General features: G+C 64.3%; 16 protein-coding genes. 3 read left to right on the top strand and 13 right to left on the bottom strand.

Features of this window, described 5'->3' with window-relative positions:
• Positions 1-46: 46 nt before the first annotated feature.
• The 8 genes from SLQ33_RS08355 to SLQ33_RS08320 are packed head-to-tail and all read right to left on the bottom strand — an operon-like array spanning position 47 to position 9509.
• On the bottom strand, positions 47-1669 hold the full coding sequence (locus SLQ33_RS08355) for an MlaD family protein (RefSeq protein WP_319453358.1): 1623 nt from the start codon (positions 1667-1669) through the stop codon (positions 47-49).
• Complete coding sequence (locus SLQ33_RS08350) at positions 1670-2956, bottom strand: MCE family protein (RefSeq protein ID WP_413467611.1); 1287 nt, start codon at positions 2954-2956, stop codon at positions 1670-1672. It abuts the gene before it with no gap.
• Entirely contained in the window at positions 2953-4449 is a 1497-nt protein-coding gene (locus SLQ33_RS08345; protein ID WP_319453356.1) for an MCE family protein, read from the bottom strand. Before SLQ33_RS08345 ends, SLQ33_RS08350 begins: the two co-directional genes overlap by 4 nt.
• Positions 4446-5528, bottom strand: a complete 1083-nt coding sequence (locus tag SLQ33_RS08340; protein WP_319453355.1) for an MCE family protein — start codon at positions 5526-5528, stop codon at positions 4446-4448. Before SLQ33_RS08340 ends, SLQ33_RS08345 begins: the two co-directional genes overlap by 4 nt.
• Entirely contained in the window at positions 5521-6552 is a 1032-nt protein-coding gene (locus SLQ33_RS08335) for an MCE family protein (RefSeq protein WP_319453354.1), read from the bottom strand. Before SLQ33_RS08335 ends, SLQ33_RS08340 begins: the two co-directional genes overlap by 8 nt.
• Complete coding sequence (locus tag SLQ33_RS08330) at positions 6549-7832, bottom strand: MCE family protein (RefSeq protein WP_319453353.1); 1284 nt, start codon at positions 7830-7832, stop codon at positions 6549-6551. Before SLQ33_RS08330 ends, SLQ33_RS08335 begins: the two co-directional genes overlap by 4 nt.
• A 7-nt stretch (positions 7833-7839) precedes the next feature.
• Positions 7840-8685 (bottom strand): ABC transporter permease, encoded by an 846-nt coding sequence (locus tag SLQ33_RS08325; protein ID WP_319453352.1) that lies wholly within the window; start codon positions 8683-8685, stop codon positions 7840-7842.
• A 14-nt stretch (positions 8686-8699) separates the two neighbouring features.
• Positions 8700-9509, bottom strand: a complete 810-nt coding sequence (locus tag SLQ33_RS08320; protein WP_319453351.1) for an ABC transporter permease — start codon at positions 9507-9509, stop codon at positions 8700-8702.
• Between the two features lie 565 nt (positions 9510-10074).
• Between SLQ33_RS08320 and SLQ33_RS08315 the strand changes: the two genes are divergently transcribed.
• Entirely contained in the window at positions 10075-10830 is a 756-nt protein-coding gene (locus tag SLQ33_RS08315) for an SDR family oxidoreductase (RefSeq protein ID WP_319453350.1), read from the top strand.
• Positions 10831-10854: 24 nt separating this feature from the next.
• Here the strand turns inward: SLQ33_RS08315 and SLQ33_RS08310 are convergent, their stop codons facing one another.
• The 5 genes from SLQ33_RS08310 to SLQ33_RS08290 all read right to left on the bottom strand — a co-directional run bounded on the left by SLQ33_RS08310 (position 10855) and on the right by SLQ33_RS08290 (position 15409).
• Positions 10855-11268, bottom strand: a complete 414-nt coding sequence (locus SLQ33_RS08310) for a nuclear transport factor 2 family protein (protein WP_319453349.1) — start codon at positions 11266-11268, stop codon at positions 10855-10857.
• Positions 11269-11310: 42 nt separating this feature from the next.
• Positions 11311-12306, bottom strand: a complete 996-nt coding sequence (locus SLQ33_RS08305; protein WP_319453348.1) for an LLM class flavin-dependent oxidoreductase — start codon at positions 12304-12306, stop codon at positions 11311-11313.
• Positions 12307-12350: 44 nt separating this feature from the next.
• Positions 12351-13403 carry a dihydrodipicolinate reductase gene (locus SLQ33_RS08300; protein ID WP_319453347.1) on the bottom strand — a complete coding sequence of 351 codons (1053 nt, stop codon included), beginning with the start codon at positions 13401-13403 and terminating at the stop codon, positions 12351-12353.
• Positions 13404-13477: 74 nt separating this feature from the next.
• Positions 13478-14281, bottom strand: a complete 804-nt coding sequence (locus tag SLQ33_RS08295; protein ID WP_319453346.1) for an SDR family NAD(P)-dependent oxidoreductase — start codon at positions 14279-14281, stop codon at positions 13478-13480.
• 24 nt (positions 14282-14305) lie between these two features.
• Positions 14306-15409, bottom strand: a complete 1104-nt coding sequence (locus SLQ33_RS08290) for a dihydrodipicolinate reductase (protein ID WP_319453345.1) — start codon at positions 15407-15409, stop codon at positions 14306-14308.
• Between the two features lie 216 nt (positions 15410-15625).
• Here SLQ33_RS08290 and SLQ33_RS08285 point away from each other — a divergent pair, with 216 nt between their 5' ends.
• Both SLQ33_RS08285 and SLQ33_RS08280 read left to right on the top strand, forming a co-directional pair.
• Positions 15626-16534, top strand: coding sequence for an enoyl-CoA hydratase (locus SLQ33_RS08285; protein ID WP_319453344.1), 909 nt, complete (start codon positions 15626-15628; stop codon positions 16532-16534).
• Positions 16531-16944 carry a PaaI family thioesterase gene (locus tag SLQ33_RS08280; RefSeq protein WP_319453343.1) on the top strand — a complete coding sequence of 138 codons (414 nt, stop codon included), beginning with the start codon at positions 16531-16533 and terminating at the stop codon, positions 16942-16944. The genes SLQ33_RS08285 and SLQ33_RS08280 overlap by 4 nt, the downstream gene beginning before the upstream one ends.
• The last annotated feature ends 1 nt before the right edge of the window (position 16945 follow it).

Below are 16945 nucleotides of genomic sequence, written 5' to 3'. Positions count from 1 at the left end.
CCAAATTTGAAGTGTCAGCGCGGACATCACCGTCGGCGCACCCAATTCACTGTAGGACCAATTCCTTCCACGACTTGGGGGCGCCGGATGCGACTAGGTCTGCTTGCCGGAACACTTCGCCGTCCGGCGTTGCATACTGCCCGGTGCTCGGGTTGTAGGTAGCGGCGGCAACCGACGGAACGGGGCCGGATCCCTGCGTGGTGAACGAACTCGGAGCGGCCGCGGGCGGGCCCCCGTCCTGGCCGGCTGGCGGCAACACGTCCATCGGTACGGGGAACGGCACCTCTGCTGGCACGGGCGGCGGCGCCCCCGGCGGTGCGGGGGCCGTGCCGCCGTCCGGAGGCAGTGGCGTACCACCCGGCGGCAGTGGCGTGCCCTCGAGCGGACCGTAGATGTTCGCGCCGGGGTTGACCCGGCTATCGGGTGGGATGCCCTGGCCAATCAGGTTCGGATCGATCGGATAGGGGCCGAACATGTGCTGGCGTTGCGCCAGCGGTTCGAATGGCTTGTCGCTGTTGCACATCTGGACCGTCGGTGCCCGCTTCCCTGGCACGCCAATGCAGGGGTAGTTGCGGGCACCGCGAACGGCGATCGGCGAGTCTTGCGGCAGTTTGCAGTAGAGCCCGTCCGGGGTGTCGATGTCGCTGAGGTCGGCCGGGGATCGCCATTGCGACGGCGGCAGAAAACCGGTCGTGCACGCTGGCGGATCACCGATCGACATACCGAACTCACCCAAGGCCATCCCCGTCGCATTGTTGTTCGGCCCACCGGCTTGCAGGCTGGCGACGTACGGAGGTAGCAAGACCAAGAGTTGGCGGATCGAGTCGTGGTACGTGAGGCCGACCTGGCCAATGCTGGTGAGGTTGGCGAGCAGGATCGGCAGCGTCGGCTTGACCTGATCCATCAGCCGCGACACCTCGTTGAAGGCACCGGGCCCGGCCTGTAGCAGCGTCCGCACCTGCCGGTCGTTGATCGCGACCTGCTCGGTGAAGCCCGCGAGGCTACGTGACCATTGCCTGATGGCGTCGGCGGTGTCGGCCTGCGAGTCCAGAAGGGGCCCGGTGTCCTCCATCAAGGTTCGCGTTTGGTCAGCAGCCGCGTTGAAGTCGCCGGAGATCTGTGATGCCGAGTCGAACAGCGAACCCAAGTCGTAGCCGGCGCCGTTGAAGCCCTTGTAGGACTCATCGAGCAACCCGCTGAGCTTGCCTTCGGGAATGCTGTCGACCAGCGCGCTCACCTGGTCCAGCATCGGCCCGACCTCCTGCGGGATCGTGGTGTCGCGTGCAGCGATGACCGAGCCGTCGTGAAGGTACGGTGGCGAGTCGGTGCGTGGGTACAGGTCCACGTACTGTTCGCCCACTGCAGAGATGCTGCGCACTTCGGCCCGCAAGTCGGCCGGTATCGCCGGCGACGCGTCCAGGGACAGGGTCGCTTCGGCGCCATCGGCGGTGGCTCTCAGCGCGGTGACCTTACCGATCTGCACCCCCCGATACGTCACGTTGCTGAACCGGTACAAGCCGCCCGAAGCGGGCAACTCCAACTTCACGTTGACGCGGCCCACGCCCAGCATGGTCGGTGCTTGCATGTAATAGAAGGCCATTACGCACACGCCGATGATCGACGCAATCGTGAAGATGGCCAGCTGGATTCGGACCAATCGCGACAGCATCTACGCACCACCGGTGGTCGGGGCAACCGCGGGAGCACCGACTGACGGCGAGTCGTCTGCACCCGGCGCCGGGTCAGCCACAGGGGGCCCGGCAACCGCCGCCGGTCGCGTTGTATCAGGTGCCGGTGCAGCGTCCGGCGGCGGCGCAGCGTCCGCCGGTGGCGCGTCCGGCGGCGGCGGCGCGACTGGCACACCGAGCGGATCGTAGGTGTAGTTCAGCTGCCACGGCTCCCCCGGCGCCGGCACCAGCGGTGCGCCCATTTGACCCCAGCGGGTCCCCAGGAACAGGGTCCGTTTGAGCCGGGGAACGGTCAGATCGAGGTCGAGGAACATGTTCACGTAGTCGCCTCTGATGGCCCGGTTGATGTAGTCCTGGGTGTACGGGAACGTCGTCGTGTAGGCCAATATGCGGTCGAGGTTTGGCCCGAGGTCGGCGAGCGCTTTGATCGTCGGCCCCAGGCCTTCGAGGTTCTTGACGAGGTCAGCCTGAGAGTCATTGACTAGGCGGGTAGCGGTGGCGCTGAGCTCACCGAGCTTGGTCAGTGCGGTCGTGATCCGCGGTCGCTGCTTGATCAGGACGTCCAGCGCGGGCGGAATCCCGTCCAGCGCCCGCGTGATCACGTCGCTTTGCCCGGCCAACGTGCTGGCGAGCCGGTTCAGTCCCTGAATGGACGCAACGATCTTGTCGCGCTGTGCATCTAGTGTGCCGACGAAGGTGTCCAGCCGGGTGATCAGCTCGCGAGCGTCACCTTCGTGACCGGAAAGTGCCGCGTTGAAGTTGTGGATGATGTCCCCGATCTGTCCCAATCCGCCGCCGTTGACGACCACCGACAGTGACGACAGCGTCTTCTCGGTCGACGGATACGTCGACGATTGGTTCAGGGGGATGGTGGCGCCCGGCTGGAGGCGTCCGCTCGGTGCTTCACCGACCGGCGGATTGAGCTGCAGATGCATCGACCCGAGCAGGCTGGTCTGGCCCACGCTGGCCACTGCGTTCGCCGGCACCACGACGTCGGGGTTCACCGACACCTCGACGTCGGCGTGCCAGTCTTTGGCCGCCATCTTGCGGACGCTGCCGACTATGACATCGTCGATCATCACTGGCGAATTCGATTCCAGCGTGGCGATATTCGCGATCTCGACGTGATAGACGTTCGCACCGGGACCGCGACCGGCGGCACCGGGCAGGGGCAACGAGTTCACCCCGTCGAATGCGCATCCCGTCGCTGTCAGTGCGACACAAGAGCCGGCGACGAGCACTCGGCGCACGATCATCCAGCCGATCATGACGGTGGTGTCCCTTCGGATGGTTGCGGTGCGCCGGCGTTCGGATTACCGGGTGGCGGTGCGGTTTCGGCGGGTAGCAGCAGTTCCGGCAATGTCGAGGCTGAGGGAACCGCCGACGGGGCAGGCCCCAAGATGGGCGACGGCACGGGTATGGGCGCTCCGGGGAACAACGCAGGTGACGGGAATGCCGGCAGATGACTCGGGGCGGTGGGGCCCGGCGGGAATGGTGCGGATTCTTGTCCAGGTGCCGGGTACGGATCGCCGAGCAGCCCGGTATACGCCGACACCGCCGGTGGCAGCTCGGGCGGCCCCGGGGGCGCACCTGAGCCCCCGGGTGCCAGTGCCGGATCGGTGTAGAGGACGTTGTTCGGGTCTATCGACTTCGCCAGATAGGGGTTGAGCGGTAGCGGCAGATAGTTGAAATTGAATATGCGCAACAATGGACCGAGATACTGGGCACACAGCTTCCCCGATTCGGTTGCGGTCACGTTCTCGACGGCTCCGATCGCCCCGCAGATCAAATCCGTTGGACGTGAAAGGTTGTTGAGCACGAACGTTCCCGCGAGGTCACCAGTGTCGGGGTTGTAAATGTTGTAGCCGTTGGCGAACGCGTTCGCAGCCACGTGCAGGACCTGTTCGAGATCCGCGCGGTGATCGACGAGATTCTGGGTGACGTTGCCCAGTCGCTGAATCTGCTCGGAGGTTTGGTTACGGCTCCCCGCGATGAAGCGCTGTACGTCGCCGACTGCGGACGACAGCTCGGTCAGCGCCGCGTCCAGATCGGACCTGCTGCCGTCCAGCACGCTCGACAGTGTGGCGAACCGGTTCTGGAACGAGACGATCTGTTCGTTGCTGTCGCGGAGTGCTGTGACGAAGATCTGCAGGTTCTTGATGATGTCGACGATGTTGCCGCTGCCGTCGGAGAGGATGCGCCCGACCCCGGACAGCTGGGACAAGGTCTGCCGTAGCTTGTCGCCGTTGCCGGCCAACGCGTCGGCGGTGCTGTTTATGAACCGTCCCATCGAGGTGGTCGACACGCCGCTTCGTGGGCCGAGATCCGTGGCCAGCCTTGTCAGTTGCCTTTTGACCTCGTCCCACTCGACGGGTACGGCGGTGCGTTCGAGTGGGATCACCGCGCCGTCACGCATCGTCGGGCCGGTCGACTCGTATGCCGGTGTGAGCTGGACATAGCGCGCCGCAACCAGGTTCTGGGCGACGATGATCGCCTTGGCGTCTGCCGGGACGGGTACGTCGCGGTCGACTTCGATCGTCAACTTGGCCTGCGTTCCCTGCGCTTGGACGGAGTCGATGGTGCCGACCTTGACACCGGAGACTCGTACGTCGTCGCCTGGGTAGACCGCGGTCGCGCTCGGGAAGAGCGCCGTGATCGTCATCGGCGCGAAGAACGTCTGCCGGATCACCAGCACCACGCCGCCAGCAAGCAGAACCGCCAGGACTGCGGCTACTCCGCGGGCCAGTCTTTTCCGGGTCATCGTGAGCCTCCGGGAATTCCGTTGTAGGGCAGGGGCAATTCCGCCCGTGGCCCTGCGTTGTCGGGAGGTTGCCCAGCGTTGGTGCCCCTCCTGAAGCCGAATGCGTAGTCGAAGAACGGCTGCAGCAGCTGCCCAGGCTGGAGGTTCGAAGCGAAGGCGTTGTAGTAGAAGCCGTTGGCCACGGTCTCGCCCTGGGTGATCTCGTACTTCGCCAGGCCCGGGAGTGCCTTGGCGATGTTGTCGCGATTTTTCTCCAACATCGCGGTGACCGAGTTCAGCTTCTCCAGCGCCGGCGCGAGTTGCTTCTCGTTGTCGGCCACCAGGCCGGTCAGCTGCTGGGCCACGGCAGCGGTGTATGCCAGCAGATCGACGATCGCCTGCCGGCGCTGCACCAGCACCCCGAGCAGGTCGTCGGCGTTGAGGATGAGTGTGTTGACCTGTTCGCTTCGCTCCGAAAGGATTCCGGTGACGTCGCTGGCGCTCTTGAGCAGGTCGCTGAGCGTTCTATTGCGGCTGTTGAGCGACTGCGACAGCCGGCTCAAGCTGTCGAAAGTCGGCCCCAGCTGCGGTGCGATTTGGTCGATGGTGTCCGACAGGGTGTCCAGGGACAGGTTGAGCGTTTCGGTGTTGGTGCCTGCGGTGTTCGCCGTGAAGTCGCTGACCGCCTGGGTCAGCGAGTACGGCGAGGACGTCCGTGAGACGGGGATGACCTCGGAAGGCCGCATCCTGCCGCTACCAACGGACTCCAGCGCAAGTACCCGCTCGCCCAGCAAGGAGCCGGTCCGGATGTGCGCGGTGCTTTCCGGCCCGAGCGGTTCCGACCCCGCGACGGTGAAGGTCACCAGCGCCTTGCCCTTCTGCAGTGCCACATCGGACACCGAACCGACCTTGATACCCGAGAGGATCACCTCATTGCCCACGGCGATGCCGCCGGACTCGGTAAAGAGCGCCTGGTACCGAAGTGACGTCGCCCACGACCAAAGCTTCTCGGGCTGAAGCCCCACGGCGATGATGAGAATGATCAGCACGACGCCGAGTAGGCCCGGCCGAACGAGATTGGATCCGCGGTATCTAAGCATCGGGCTCCGCACACCTGCCTTCAGTTTGCTGGATCCAAGGGAACACCGCGGTCCTGCCCTGAAGGTCCGTCGCGCGGACTCGAATTCCGCAGATGTAGTAATTGATGAAGCTGCCGTATGAGCCGGGCCGCACCGTCTTTCGGTAGTTGCCCGGAGCCCGCTGCAGCGCAACGTCGATGAGATCCTTGTCCTGATCCAGCAAGGGGGCGATCCGGCTCAGCTGCTCCACCATGCCTTTCAGCGGAGGCCGGACGTCGCCCAGCAGATCGGCGAGTGAAGCGGTTCCCGCGCTCAGGGACGTGATCGCGTCGCCAATCGGATCGCGGTCTGCGGACAGGCCGGTGACGAGCTGCTCGAGACGATCCACCGCACCCGAGAACTGCGCCCCGTCTTTGGAAACCGTGCCCACCGTCGTGTTGAGGTCGTCGATGAGTTGTTCGATTACTTGGTTGTTGTCGGCCAGCGCGCTCGAGAACGACGAGGTCTTCGACAGCAAGGACTGCAGGGTTCCGCCCTGCCCCTGCAGAATCTGCACCAGCGACCCGGTGAGCGCATTGACGTCCTGCGGATTCAGGCCCTGGACAACGGGTTTCAGCCCACCTAGGAGAAGGTCCAGGTCCAAGGCAGGCTCGGTGCGGTCGACCGAGAGCTCGGCACCGGCCGGAAGTACCCGCGTCGACCCCGGGCCGTCGATGAGCTCCAGATAGCGATCACCCACCAGGTTGAGGTAGCGGACGGCGGCCCGGGTCCCGGTGGTCAGGACCACCGTGCGGTCGGCGTCGAAGGTCACCCGGACTTTGTGACCGGGCGCGAACGAGACCTTGTCCACCGTGCCCACCCGTACGCCGGCAACCCGTACGGTGTCTCCTGACTTGAGCCTGGACGCGTCGGTGAAGATCGCTGAATAGGCCGTCGTCGATCCGGTGCGCACCTGCGCGAAGGTGGCGAAGAGGCCCCCGGTCAGGAGCACCATGGCCACGGCGAACACGCCGAATTTAACGATCGTCGAACGTGAGCCGGTCATCCCGGTTGTCCGATCTGTGCGGAGTTGCGTGGTGGTCCGTCGATCGGCCCGAACAGCATTTGTTTGAGGGCGTCAGAGTTGAGCAGGATGCCCTGATTGCCGTATTGCGCAGGGTTGGCACCGATGTCGGCGACGACGAACGGCGGATTCGTCTCGTTCGGCACCTTCGGAAGCAGCTGGGAACCGCACGTCGGCGGGCCCTTTGCCGCGACCTTGGGAAGGTTGGCCGGATACCGATACCGTTCCAGGCCCAACGTGAAGCTGATCGAGACCATGGCACCCGGGTTGGGGAACGGTGCGGCCGAGTACAACGGCACCATTCCGGCGAGGCCGCAGTTCAGGTTCTCGTGGTACTCGTTGAGCAACTCAGTGGTGGGCACCAAGAGGTGCAGGACGTCGGTCAAAGCCTGTCTGTTCCCGCCTATCACGTCGTTGCCGATGTCGGCCAGGCCGATCGCGCTCACCAGGAATGCGTCGAGGTTCTGCTGTTCGTCGACGATCGTCTGGCTCACCCGTGTCGCGTTGTCCATGGTCTTGAGCAGATCGGGCGCCGCGTCGGCATAGGCGTTGAACACTTGGGGAGCGACGTCGAGGTCGTGGCTCAGCGCCGGCAGACCGGGTTCGATCTTGGCCAGAAACGCGTTGAAGTCCGACAGTGTCTGACCGAATTGCTGCCCGCGGCCGTTGAACCCCTGCTGGAGCGCACTCAGAGTCGCGTTGAGTTTCTCGGGCTGCAGCGATCCCAGCACCGACGTGAGTTGCTGGAATACCGTGTTGATTTCGACGGTGACGTGTTTGGCGTCGAGTATCTGCCCGGCGTGCATCCGTTGCGGCGAAGGGTCTTCGGGCGGCACCAACCGAATGAACTTGGAGCCGAAGATCGTGGTCGAGGCGATGTCGACGACGGTGTTCGCGGGAATGATGGGCAACTGCGACGGATCCATGGCGAGGCGAATGGAGGCCTGGCCGTCTGGTCGCATCTCGATCGAGGCGACCCTGCCCACCTCTACCCCGTGCAGCTTCACCTTGGCGTCCGGATCCATCACCAGGCCCGCGCGTGGCGACAACACGGTCACCGGCACGGATTCGGTGAACCGGCCGGCGAACAGGCCGACGGCCAGTGCGATGATCAGCCCGAGCACGATGACGGTGCCGAGCCCCGCCAACGGGCGGACATATCCGCGTGCACCGAAGTTGGCGCCCGGTTCGGCCCCGATCGGGGTTGCGGCGCTGGCGGTTTCGGACCGGTGGATCGGTCCTGGACCCATGTTCGCTGTCATTTCTCTCCTAACCCGACAAGTTGAAGTTGCCGTTGGAGCCGTAGACCGCAAGCGACACCAGAAGGGTCACCGACACGACGACGATGAGCGAGGTTCGCACCGAGTTGCCGACCGCGACACCGACGCCAGACGGGCCGCCCGATGCGAAATAGCCGTGGTACGTGTGGATCAGCAGAATGGTGAGCGCCATCAATGCCGCCTGTAGGAATGACCACAGCAGGTCGATCGGGTTCAGGAAGGTAGTGAAGTAGTGGTCATAGAGCCCACCCGACTGCCCGAACAGCACCACCGTGGTGAACCGGCTGGCCAGGAAGGACAGGACCACCGCAATCGAGTACAGCGGGGTGATCGCGATCATCCCTGCCATGAGGCGAGTACTGACCAGGTACTCGATCGGCCGGATGCCCATCGACTCCAACGCATCGATCTCTTCGTTGATCCGCATCGCACCGAGCTGTGCGGTCACCCCGGCACCGAATGTCGCGGCCAACCCGATCCCCGCGATCACGGGCGCCGCGATGCGCACGTTGATGAACGCCGACAGGAACCCGGTCAACGCCTCGATGCCGATGTTGCCCAACGAGCTGTACCCCTGGACCGCCAGCGTCCCGCCGGTGGCCAGGGTCAAGAACCCGACGATGACCAGGGTTCCACCAATCATCGCCAGAACGCCTGCCCCCATGCTGATCTCGGCGATGAGGCGAACGAGCTCCTTGCGGAAGTGCACCGCCGCGTGCGGTGTGCCACCGATGGCCTTGCCGAAGAACAACGTCTGGTCCCCGATGCGGCCCAACACCCCGACAGGGCGCGCAAACTCGCGGAAGGCTCGCGGATAGGTAGTTCGTAGTGCCACGGTGCGCCCGACTCCTAATTCGCCGTCAACTGGATGCCGATGGCGGTGACCACGACATTGACCACGAACAGCGCCATGAACGCGAACACCACCGTCTCGTTGACCGCATTGCCCACCGCCTTGGCGCCGCCGCCGGTGATGCTCAACCCGCGGTAACACGCCACCAGGCCGGCGATCAGTCCGAACAACAACGCCTTCACGCAAGAGATGATCACCTCGGGCACCCCGGTCAAGAGGGTGATGCCCGCGGCGAACGCACCCGGATTGACGTCCTGGACGAACACCGAGAAGAAGTAGCCACCCAGGATGCCGATGATCACCACCAGCGAGTTCAGCAGTAACGCCACCAGACCGGAGGCCAACATCCGTGGTGTCACCAACCGCTGCACCGGGTTGATGCCCAGCACCTCCATCGCGTCGATCTCCTCACGGATGGTGCGCGAGCCCAGATCCGCGCACATTGCCGTGGCGCCCGCCCCGGCCACGATCAGCACCGTCACGATCGGACCCACCTGAGTCACCGCACCGAACGCCGCACCGGCCCCGGACAGGTCAGCCGCCCCCAACTCGCGAAGAAGGATGTTCAGCGTGAAGCTCACCAACACGGTGAACGGAATCGCCACCAACAACGTCGGCGCCAACGACACCCGCGCCACGAACCAGCACTGCTCCAGGAACTCCCGCCACTGAAACGGCCGCACGAAGATGAACTTCACGGCGTCCAAACCCATCGAGAACAGTCCGCCGACGGCACCCATCGCACCCGATACGCCCTTGCCGAGTGAGCTGCCTCGGGTCCAGCGCTCCAGCCCTTTAACCGCCATTGGCCGTGGGTACTTTCAGCCTGCTGACGGTGCTCGCCCCCGTCGTCGGGCAGAACCCGCGAGCCGAGCACGTTTGCATTGCCGCCATACATCTCCTCCTGCGGTCTTCGCGAGAACATCGGTTCTCGAAGCTGCAAACGGTACCTCTAGGTTCCCGAGAGGACAAGCAAAGCATGGTTCTCGAAATTGATAGGAGAAACTCCCAAAGTCGCGCCAACCGGCTTTCCAGAACGTCGGTGGATCGAGGACGACCTGTGACATTCACGTGGCACGCGCCGATCGGAGGCCGTGAACGTGCCTCGAAATACGATGGGGTGGACCTGATCACGGAGTCCATTTGGATGGCGATGCTGAGCGACCGACCAGCGCCACTCCGCCCGATGGGGTCCGCTCGGCGCTCAGGTGAGCTCGGCGTCTGCTCCCGACCGTCCGTGGTGCTGTCCGGAATAGAACGCGACCGCCCGTAAACTACTATTCTCATTTGCGGAAGCACCGCTTTCTGCGCCGGACCATCGGCGATTCATACGACCTAGCTACCCGTAGGGGTCGCGGCGAGGTGTTTGAAGTGAGTGATCAGCGACGACAATTGGACGGCGTACGGACACTGATCGTGGGTGCATCGTCCGGGATCGGGCGCGCGTTCGCGATGGCCGCGCACTCCCATGGTGCGCGAGTTGCCGTGGCGGCGCGTCGGATCGACCTCTTGACCCAGCTAGCAGCCGAAGTCGACGGATCGGCGCACGAACTCGACGTCTCGGCGCCCAACGCCATTCAGACGGTCGTTCGGGACACGGCCGAGACCCTCGGCGGCATCGACGCCGTGGTCTTCACCAGCGCGGTCGTCCCACTGGCTCGGGTCGAGCACATAGAGCCCACCACATGGGCAGAAGCGTTCGCAGTCAACGCCGTTGGCCCAGCCCTCGTCATGCGCGCGGCCCTGCCGTATCTGTCCGATCAGGCAGTGATTCTCATCGCGTCAAGCGATGAGGTGGGCAGGCCCCGTGCTGGCGTTGCGGCCTACAGCGCGAGCAAGGCTGCCCTGGACGAGATCCTGCATTCGTGGCGGTGTGAGCACCCCCATCTGCCAGTCATTCGGGTAAGCGTCGGCCCCACCGCTGACACGGAGATCCTTCGCGGCGCAGACAAGGAGCTGCTCGCCGAGCTGTACGACGGCTGGGCCCGGAACGGCCAAGTGCCAGTGGAAATGTCCAGCGCCGCAGACGTTGCCAACACCTTGGTGTCGCTGATAACAGCGGCACGGGACAACCCAACGGTGGTAACGGACAGCGTGCACTTTGCTCCGCGAACCACCAAGAAGTAGCGGATCGCGGCCAGCGCTGCGGAATCACCCGGCGGATGCCGAAATGAAGTCCTGGCGGAGTCGCGTTAACCTCAAAGTCTTGATGCGCCACGCAGCTGCGACTTTCTCGTAGGTCTCGTGATAGTGCCCGAAACCGCTGATCTCCGCGCCGTCGGGGAAACGGAGGCGGTCCTCCATCGCCCAGATCCCGGTTGCGGTAGTTGGCGACGCGATGGTGAGCTCCGGTGTGTGGCACTGATGAACGGTCACTGCCGGGGCCAAGTGAGTAGTCACAAAGTCCATGAAGGTGTCCGCTCCGGTGTACACCACGCCGCCCGATCCAGTCGTGTCTACCACCAGGTCGTCGGTGAACACCTGACGCAAGCCGTCGAAATCCTTGGTATCCAGCATGCGGCAATACCGGGCCTTGAGTTGCTTGATGGCCTCGATGTCATCCATTGATCGCTCCTTATCTCGAATGTTTGCGCGTCTGAACGTCGATTAGGCGAGCGCGGGCAGTACCTCGCGCTCGAACAGGTGCAGACTCGCCCACGCCAGCTCGATCGGCATGCCGCCGCACATCGGATGCAGCGAGACGTACGGCCTCCCAGAGGCTTTCATCTCGGCCGTCAACTGCTCTGGTGTCAGGACCTGGTACCGCCCGGTCGACCGCAGGATGTCGATGTCGGCGACGGTGCGGTACGGCGCCGCGAGATCGTCCTGGGCCTGCCACGCACCGTAGGCGTTGGTCTCGTGCAGGAAGTACGGCGCCATCTGCTCCCATCCCTTCTCGGGATCCTCGGCAAGCACGACCGTCCGGTTGTCGCCGGTTGGGCTGGGACCGGGGTCGGCCCGGCCGAGCTTCTGCACCTCGTCGCGATAGAACTCCCAGACCTCGGGTATCGAGGGGATGAACCCGTCGGCGATGCGAGCGGCGCGCCGGGCGGCTGGCTCGCTGCTGCCGCCCAGCAGAATGGCGGGACCGCCCGGACGGAATGGCGCTGGCGTGACATGAACTGTGCGGCCGCGATATTCAAAGGGCTCGCCGGTGAACGCTGCCTTCATCGTGGTGATCGCTTCTGTCACCCGCTCGACCCGTTCCTTCAGCGGGACGTCGAACATCGCGAACTCTTCGCGCACATAGCCTGCGCCGACGATCACGTCGACGCGACCCCTGCTCAGGTTGTCGAGCACCACCATGTCTTCGGCCAACCGCAGTGGCTCATAGAACGGGGCGATCAACGCGCCGATGAGAAGACGGACGTTAGTCGTGCGCGCGGCCATCGCTGCGAGCATGGGAATCGGGCTAGGCAGGTACCCGTCGTCCGAAGCATGGTGCTCGGAGACGGTGATCGCGGTGCATCCGAGTCGTTCGGCCCACTCTGCCATCTCCAGAGCGGTGGCGTAACGGTCGGCCATCGCCGTGCCGGCGATCTCCGGGTTGCGGAAATCGAAACGAAGACCGAACGATCCGCCCCTCGCTGGAGGTTGACACATCAAAGCTTCCCACTCCCTTTCAAGAGGATGGTTGGGCCGACACCTCAGCCAGTGCGGAGCACTCCGCGGGGAAGGAGCGGTACCAGATCGTTGTAGGTCGCGATACCGGGCGAGGCAGATACGACCGCCGGGATAGCGATGATGGCCGGCACTGCGGTCATGATCAAGCCCAACAACAAGTAGTCCGACGAGGATTTGGCCGTGAAGTCCGTCGGCGGGAGGAGATCAAGTGTGCACTTCACCGTTGGTCGGCCCTGCACTTCCACGACGTATCCCGTCTGTATCTGCCAATCCGGTTCCAGCGACTGGCCTTTGCGCCAACGCATCCGGATCTCGATGACGTCTCGGTCGCGGAGGAAGCCCTTCCAACGGACATCCATTGCCGCGACACAGCCCTTCCGGATGGTCCAGTCGCCCGGAAGGTGGAGGTCTTCGGTGGTCTGAGCGAACTCGGCCTCACACCGGATGGCGTCGAGCTCGACGCCGAGTGCGTCAGCGACCAGGATCACGGCGTCACCGAAGAGTCGGGTGCCCTCCTCGGCGATCGCCGGCAGGTCTGGATTGTCGATGGGCTGTCCGAAGCCCATTGGCTTTTCGGTGGCGGGCGAATCGTAGATGGTGCTGTCGGCGGACTCGACGATGGTGATCTTGTCCACCCGGTCGCTTAGCCCAGCAGACACGATCGCCAGCAGCTGAATGAAGCCCGGGTTCATGCCGCTACCGAAAATGGTGGAGCCGCCCTGCTCGCACGCCTCTATGATGCGCGCTCGACCATCGCCGAGGCAGTGGCCGGTCATGAAGCCGGTCGTGGAGACCACGTTGACCCCCGCGGCGAGAATGCGCACGAGCTCGTCGACATCCGTGAACATCGGGTTGTAGACGACGCAATCCGGTTTCAGCGCGAGCAATGCATCGACATCGTTCGTCGCCGTGACGCCCAGCGGCTCGATGCCACACAGCTCGCCGACGTCACGGCCGACCTTGTCGTCCGACCAGGCATAGCATCCAACCAATTCGAACGCGACATTCTCCACCACAGCCAGCACCGAGCGCTTGCCGATGTTGCCCGTCGTCCACTGAACGATTCGGTAGGTCAACTGTCGAGTCCCTTCAGTGTGATCCCGCCGCCGGGCGAATGATGTTTTGTCACAACGTTCATCGCTTCTCGAGCTCAGACAAAGTCCGAACCCCCGTCGACGTTGATCGTCGCACCGGTGACGTATCCGTTTCGTTGAGACGCGAGATAGGTCGTGATGGACGCGATCTCCTCCGGCAGCCCCGCGCGGCCGATGTCACAGCCGTGGTGAAAGGTGTCCTCGACCCACCTCATGACGTCGTGCGGATCGGCCGAGTCCAAGCCACCGGCGGCCAAGACGTCCTTGAGGGTTTCGGTGAAGCTTGCGGTCACGATGGTCCCGGGGCAGATGCTGTTGACCAGGATGCCGTCGGCGCCAAGGCTTCTGGCCAGGTTCTTGGTGACGCTGCTCAGGGCGGCCTTGGATGCGGTGTAGGCGACCAGCCGGGCACTCTGTCGTTGGATCGAGTGAGCCGACAGGGTCACGATACGGCCCCAGTCCGCCGCACGCAGCAGCGGCAGCGACGCCCTAACGGAGCGAACGGCCGACATCGTCCCGAGGTCGAATGCCTTCTGCCACCCGGCGTCATCGAGGTCGTCGAAGTAGCCGGAGGACGGTCCGATCGTATGGACGAGCGCGTTCAGTTCGCCCCAGCTGTCGGCGACCGTGGCGAATCCCGCTTGGATGGATTCAGCCCTGGACATGTCCACGCTGATGGCCAGCACGTCGGGTGCGCCAGCTTCTCGAAGCCGCTCTTCCGCGGCGTCCAGTGCGGTCTGATCGCGCGCCATGACGGCCACCGAGGCACCTTCTGCGGCGAAACACTCCGCGATGGCAAGGCCCATGCCCTTACTACCGCCCGTGACAACCGCTTTCGCGTCGCGCAGGCCTAGCTCCACGAAAATTTCCTCGTGTGCACGTGATCAGCCTGCCCGGGGCGGTAGTACTCCGCGCCAGTTGCCGCCGCGCACGGGACCGGTGATCAGCGGGAGGTCAAATGAGGAAAGTACGCCCGGCGAGGCAGCGACCACCGCGGGAATGCTGTTGAGCTGCCGGCTCACCGAGCCGTAGGTGAGACCGGACAGCGTGTCACCCTCGGCTTCGATCGCGAGATCCAGCGTGTAGGTCGGCATTCCTTCGACGATGATGCGGTAGCCACCCCGCGAAGAGGGGTGCTGCGGCCACTCGGGGGCGGCGTGCTCGCCCATCCGGGTGATGTGCTCCACGACGATGCGCTTCTCCCCGTTGACCATGCCGGCCAGCTCGAACCGGATCCCCCCGGTCGTGCCCGCCTCGATCCAGCCCGCCGATACCTCGTAGCGCTCCGGCGTAATCCACCGGTCAATGGTGGTCACGATGGACTCAAGCGGTAACCCCAAACCATCGGCGAGCATGTGCAGCACCGGTCCCCATGATCGTTCAAGGCGGGCTTCGTTCATGGGAATGGGCGCGTCCGCGGGGCGCCCGAAACCCATCAAGTCGAACATGACGTCGGGCTGATTTACTTCCTTGTAGTCAAGGACTTCCAGCATCGTGATCGTGTCGACCCGATTGCTCAAACCGGCGATCACGAGCGGGACGACGTCGTTGGTCCAGCCTGGGTCGATACCGCTGTTGTAGAAGCTGGTCCGGCCATCCGCGCAGGCCTGCTCGAGTAACCGTAAAGTCGGCTTGTCCGCCGCAGGTGGGTAGCACATCGGGACCAGAGCCGTGGATACCACGTTTCTGCCTGCACGCAGGCAACGGGCGATGTCTTGTCCCGCATCCTCATAGCGGAAGTCGCCGGAGGCGAAATATGCGACGGCGTCGGCGTCGAGGGCCAGTGCGGCGTCGATGTCGCTGGAGGCGATCACACCGGTATCGGGCAGCCCGCAGAGGTCGCCCGCGTCACGTCCACGTTTCTCCTCACTGTGAACGACCACGCCGACAAGTTCTAGGCCGGGATGCTCGATGAGCGCGCGAAGCGCCGTGACGCCTACGTGACCTGGGCCCCAGAGAATTACGCGGGGCCGTGCGTCAGACGACATGCGGCAGCCCGGCTAGCAGCTGATGCGCAACAGTCATGGCGACCTCCGTAAATTACCGTTTCCGACTTTGAGAACGGTACTCTCGAGCAGGTACCCGACGGTGTGTTTTGGCAAAAATTCCTTCGGTCCCGCGTTGGCCCTCGGCGACGTCGACTGCGGGCCGCATGAATATGTCATCCCCACCTCACTAGCGGCGGCGACGCCTGAAGGAGAGCTGTGAGCGACTACGAATTCGTGACGTACGAGTCATACGACGATGGGGCGATCGTGCGCATCCTGCTCAACCGGCCCGATCAACGCAATGCCCAAAACCGCGGAATGCTGGTCGAACTCGACGATGCGTTCCTGCGCGCCGAGGCCGACGACACGGTCAAGGTGGTCATTCTTGCCGGCGAGGGCTTGATGTTCTCGTCGGGGCACGACATCGGCTCCAAACAGGCCGTCGCCGAGTACAGCCCGGGCCCGCAGCAGCACCCGACGAGGTCGATCAACGGCGGCACTCGGGATGGCGCCGAGGGCCGCATGTTGCAGGAGTGGCATTACTTCTTCCAGAACACCATGCGCTGGCGCAACCTGCGGAAGATCACCATCGCCCAGGTGCACGGAGACGTGTACTCCGCGGGGCTGATGCTGATGTGGGCGTGTGACCTGATCGTGGGTAGCGAGGAGGTGCGCTTCGCCGACGTGGTGGGCACCCGGCTCGGGATGTGCGGGATGGAGTACTTCGGGCATCCGTGGGAGTTCGGTCCGCGGCGCACCAAGGAACTCATGTTGACCAGCGACTCGATCGACATCCACGAAGCCCATCAGTTGGGCATGGTGAGCAAGGTCTTCAAACGCGACGAGCTCGCCGACCGAACGCTGGAGATGGCTCGACGAATTGCGAAGGTGCCCACCATGGCCGCGCTGCTGATCAAGGAGTCGGTGAATCAAACCGTCGACAACATGGGCTTCAACAACGCGCTGCAGGCGTGTTTCACGCTGCACCAACTGAACCACTCGCATTGGGCCGAGGTCCGCGAAGACGGCCTGGCCGTCGGCGATGAAGCACACGGGGTACCCAACTGGCGCGAGGCCCCTCCCATTGTCGCGTCGGTCAAGGACAAGGTGCGCTCCGACGTATGACGCCGCCACCCATCGACACCGAGGCGTTGGGGCCTGGGGAGCACCTGTTTGCGGGGCTCCCCTTCAACGACGTGGAAGGCCCGCCAGGCAGCTTGACGGTAGAGCTGCACAACCGGCCCTATCTCGCCAATACCCGTGGGGCACTGCAGGGCGGCCTGGTAGCCACGTTGATCGACGTCGCCGCCGGGCGCCTGGCTCTCGACACCGTGAAGGACGGACAGGAGGTTGCGACCTCGGACATGAACGTCCACTTCCTCGCTCCCATCCGTGAAGGACCGGCGCGTGCCGTGGCGACCATCGTGCGCGCGGGCAAACGTCTCGTCGTGGTGGCCGTCGACGTCACCGACGTCGGTGGCGACCGCTGTGCCGCGCGGGCGACGCTGAGTTTCGCGGTCCTTGACCCCCGCTGAA

Source organism: Mycobacterium sp. RTGN6 (assembly GCF_033804605.1).
Taxonomy (GTDB): Bacteria; Actinomycetota; Actinomycetes; order Mycobacteriales; family Mycobacteriaceae; genus Mycobacterium.
This window is presented reverse-complemented; position numbering and strand designations above follow the sequence as displayed.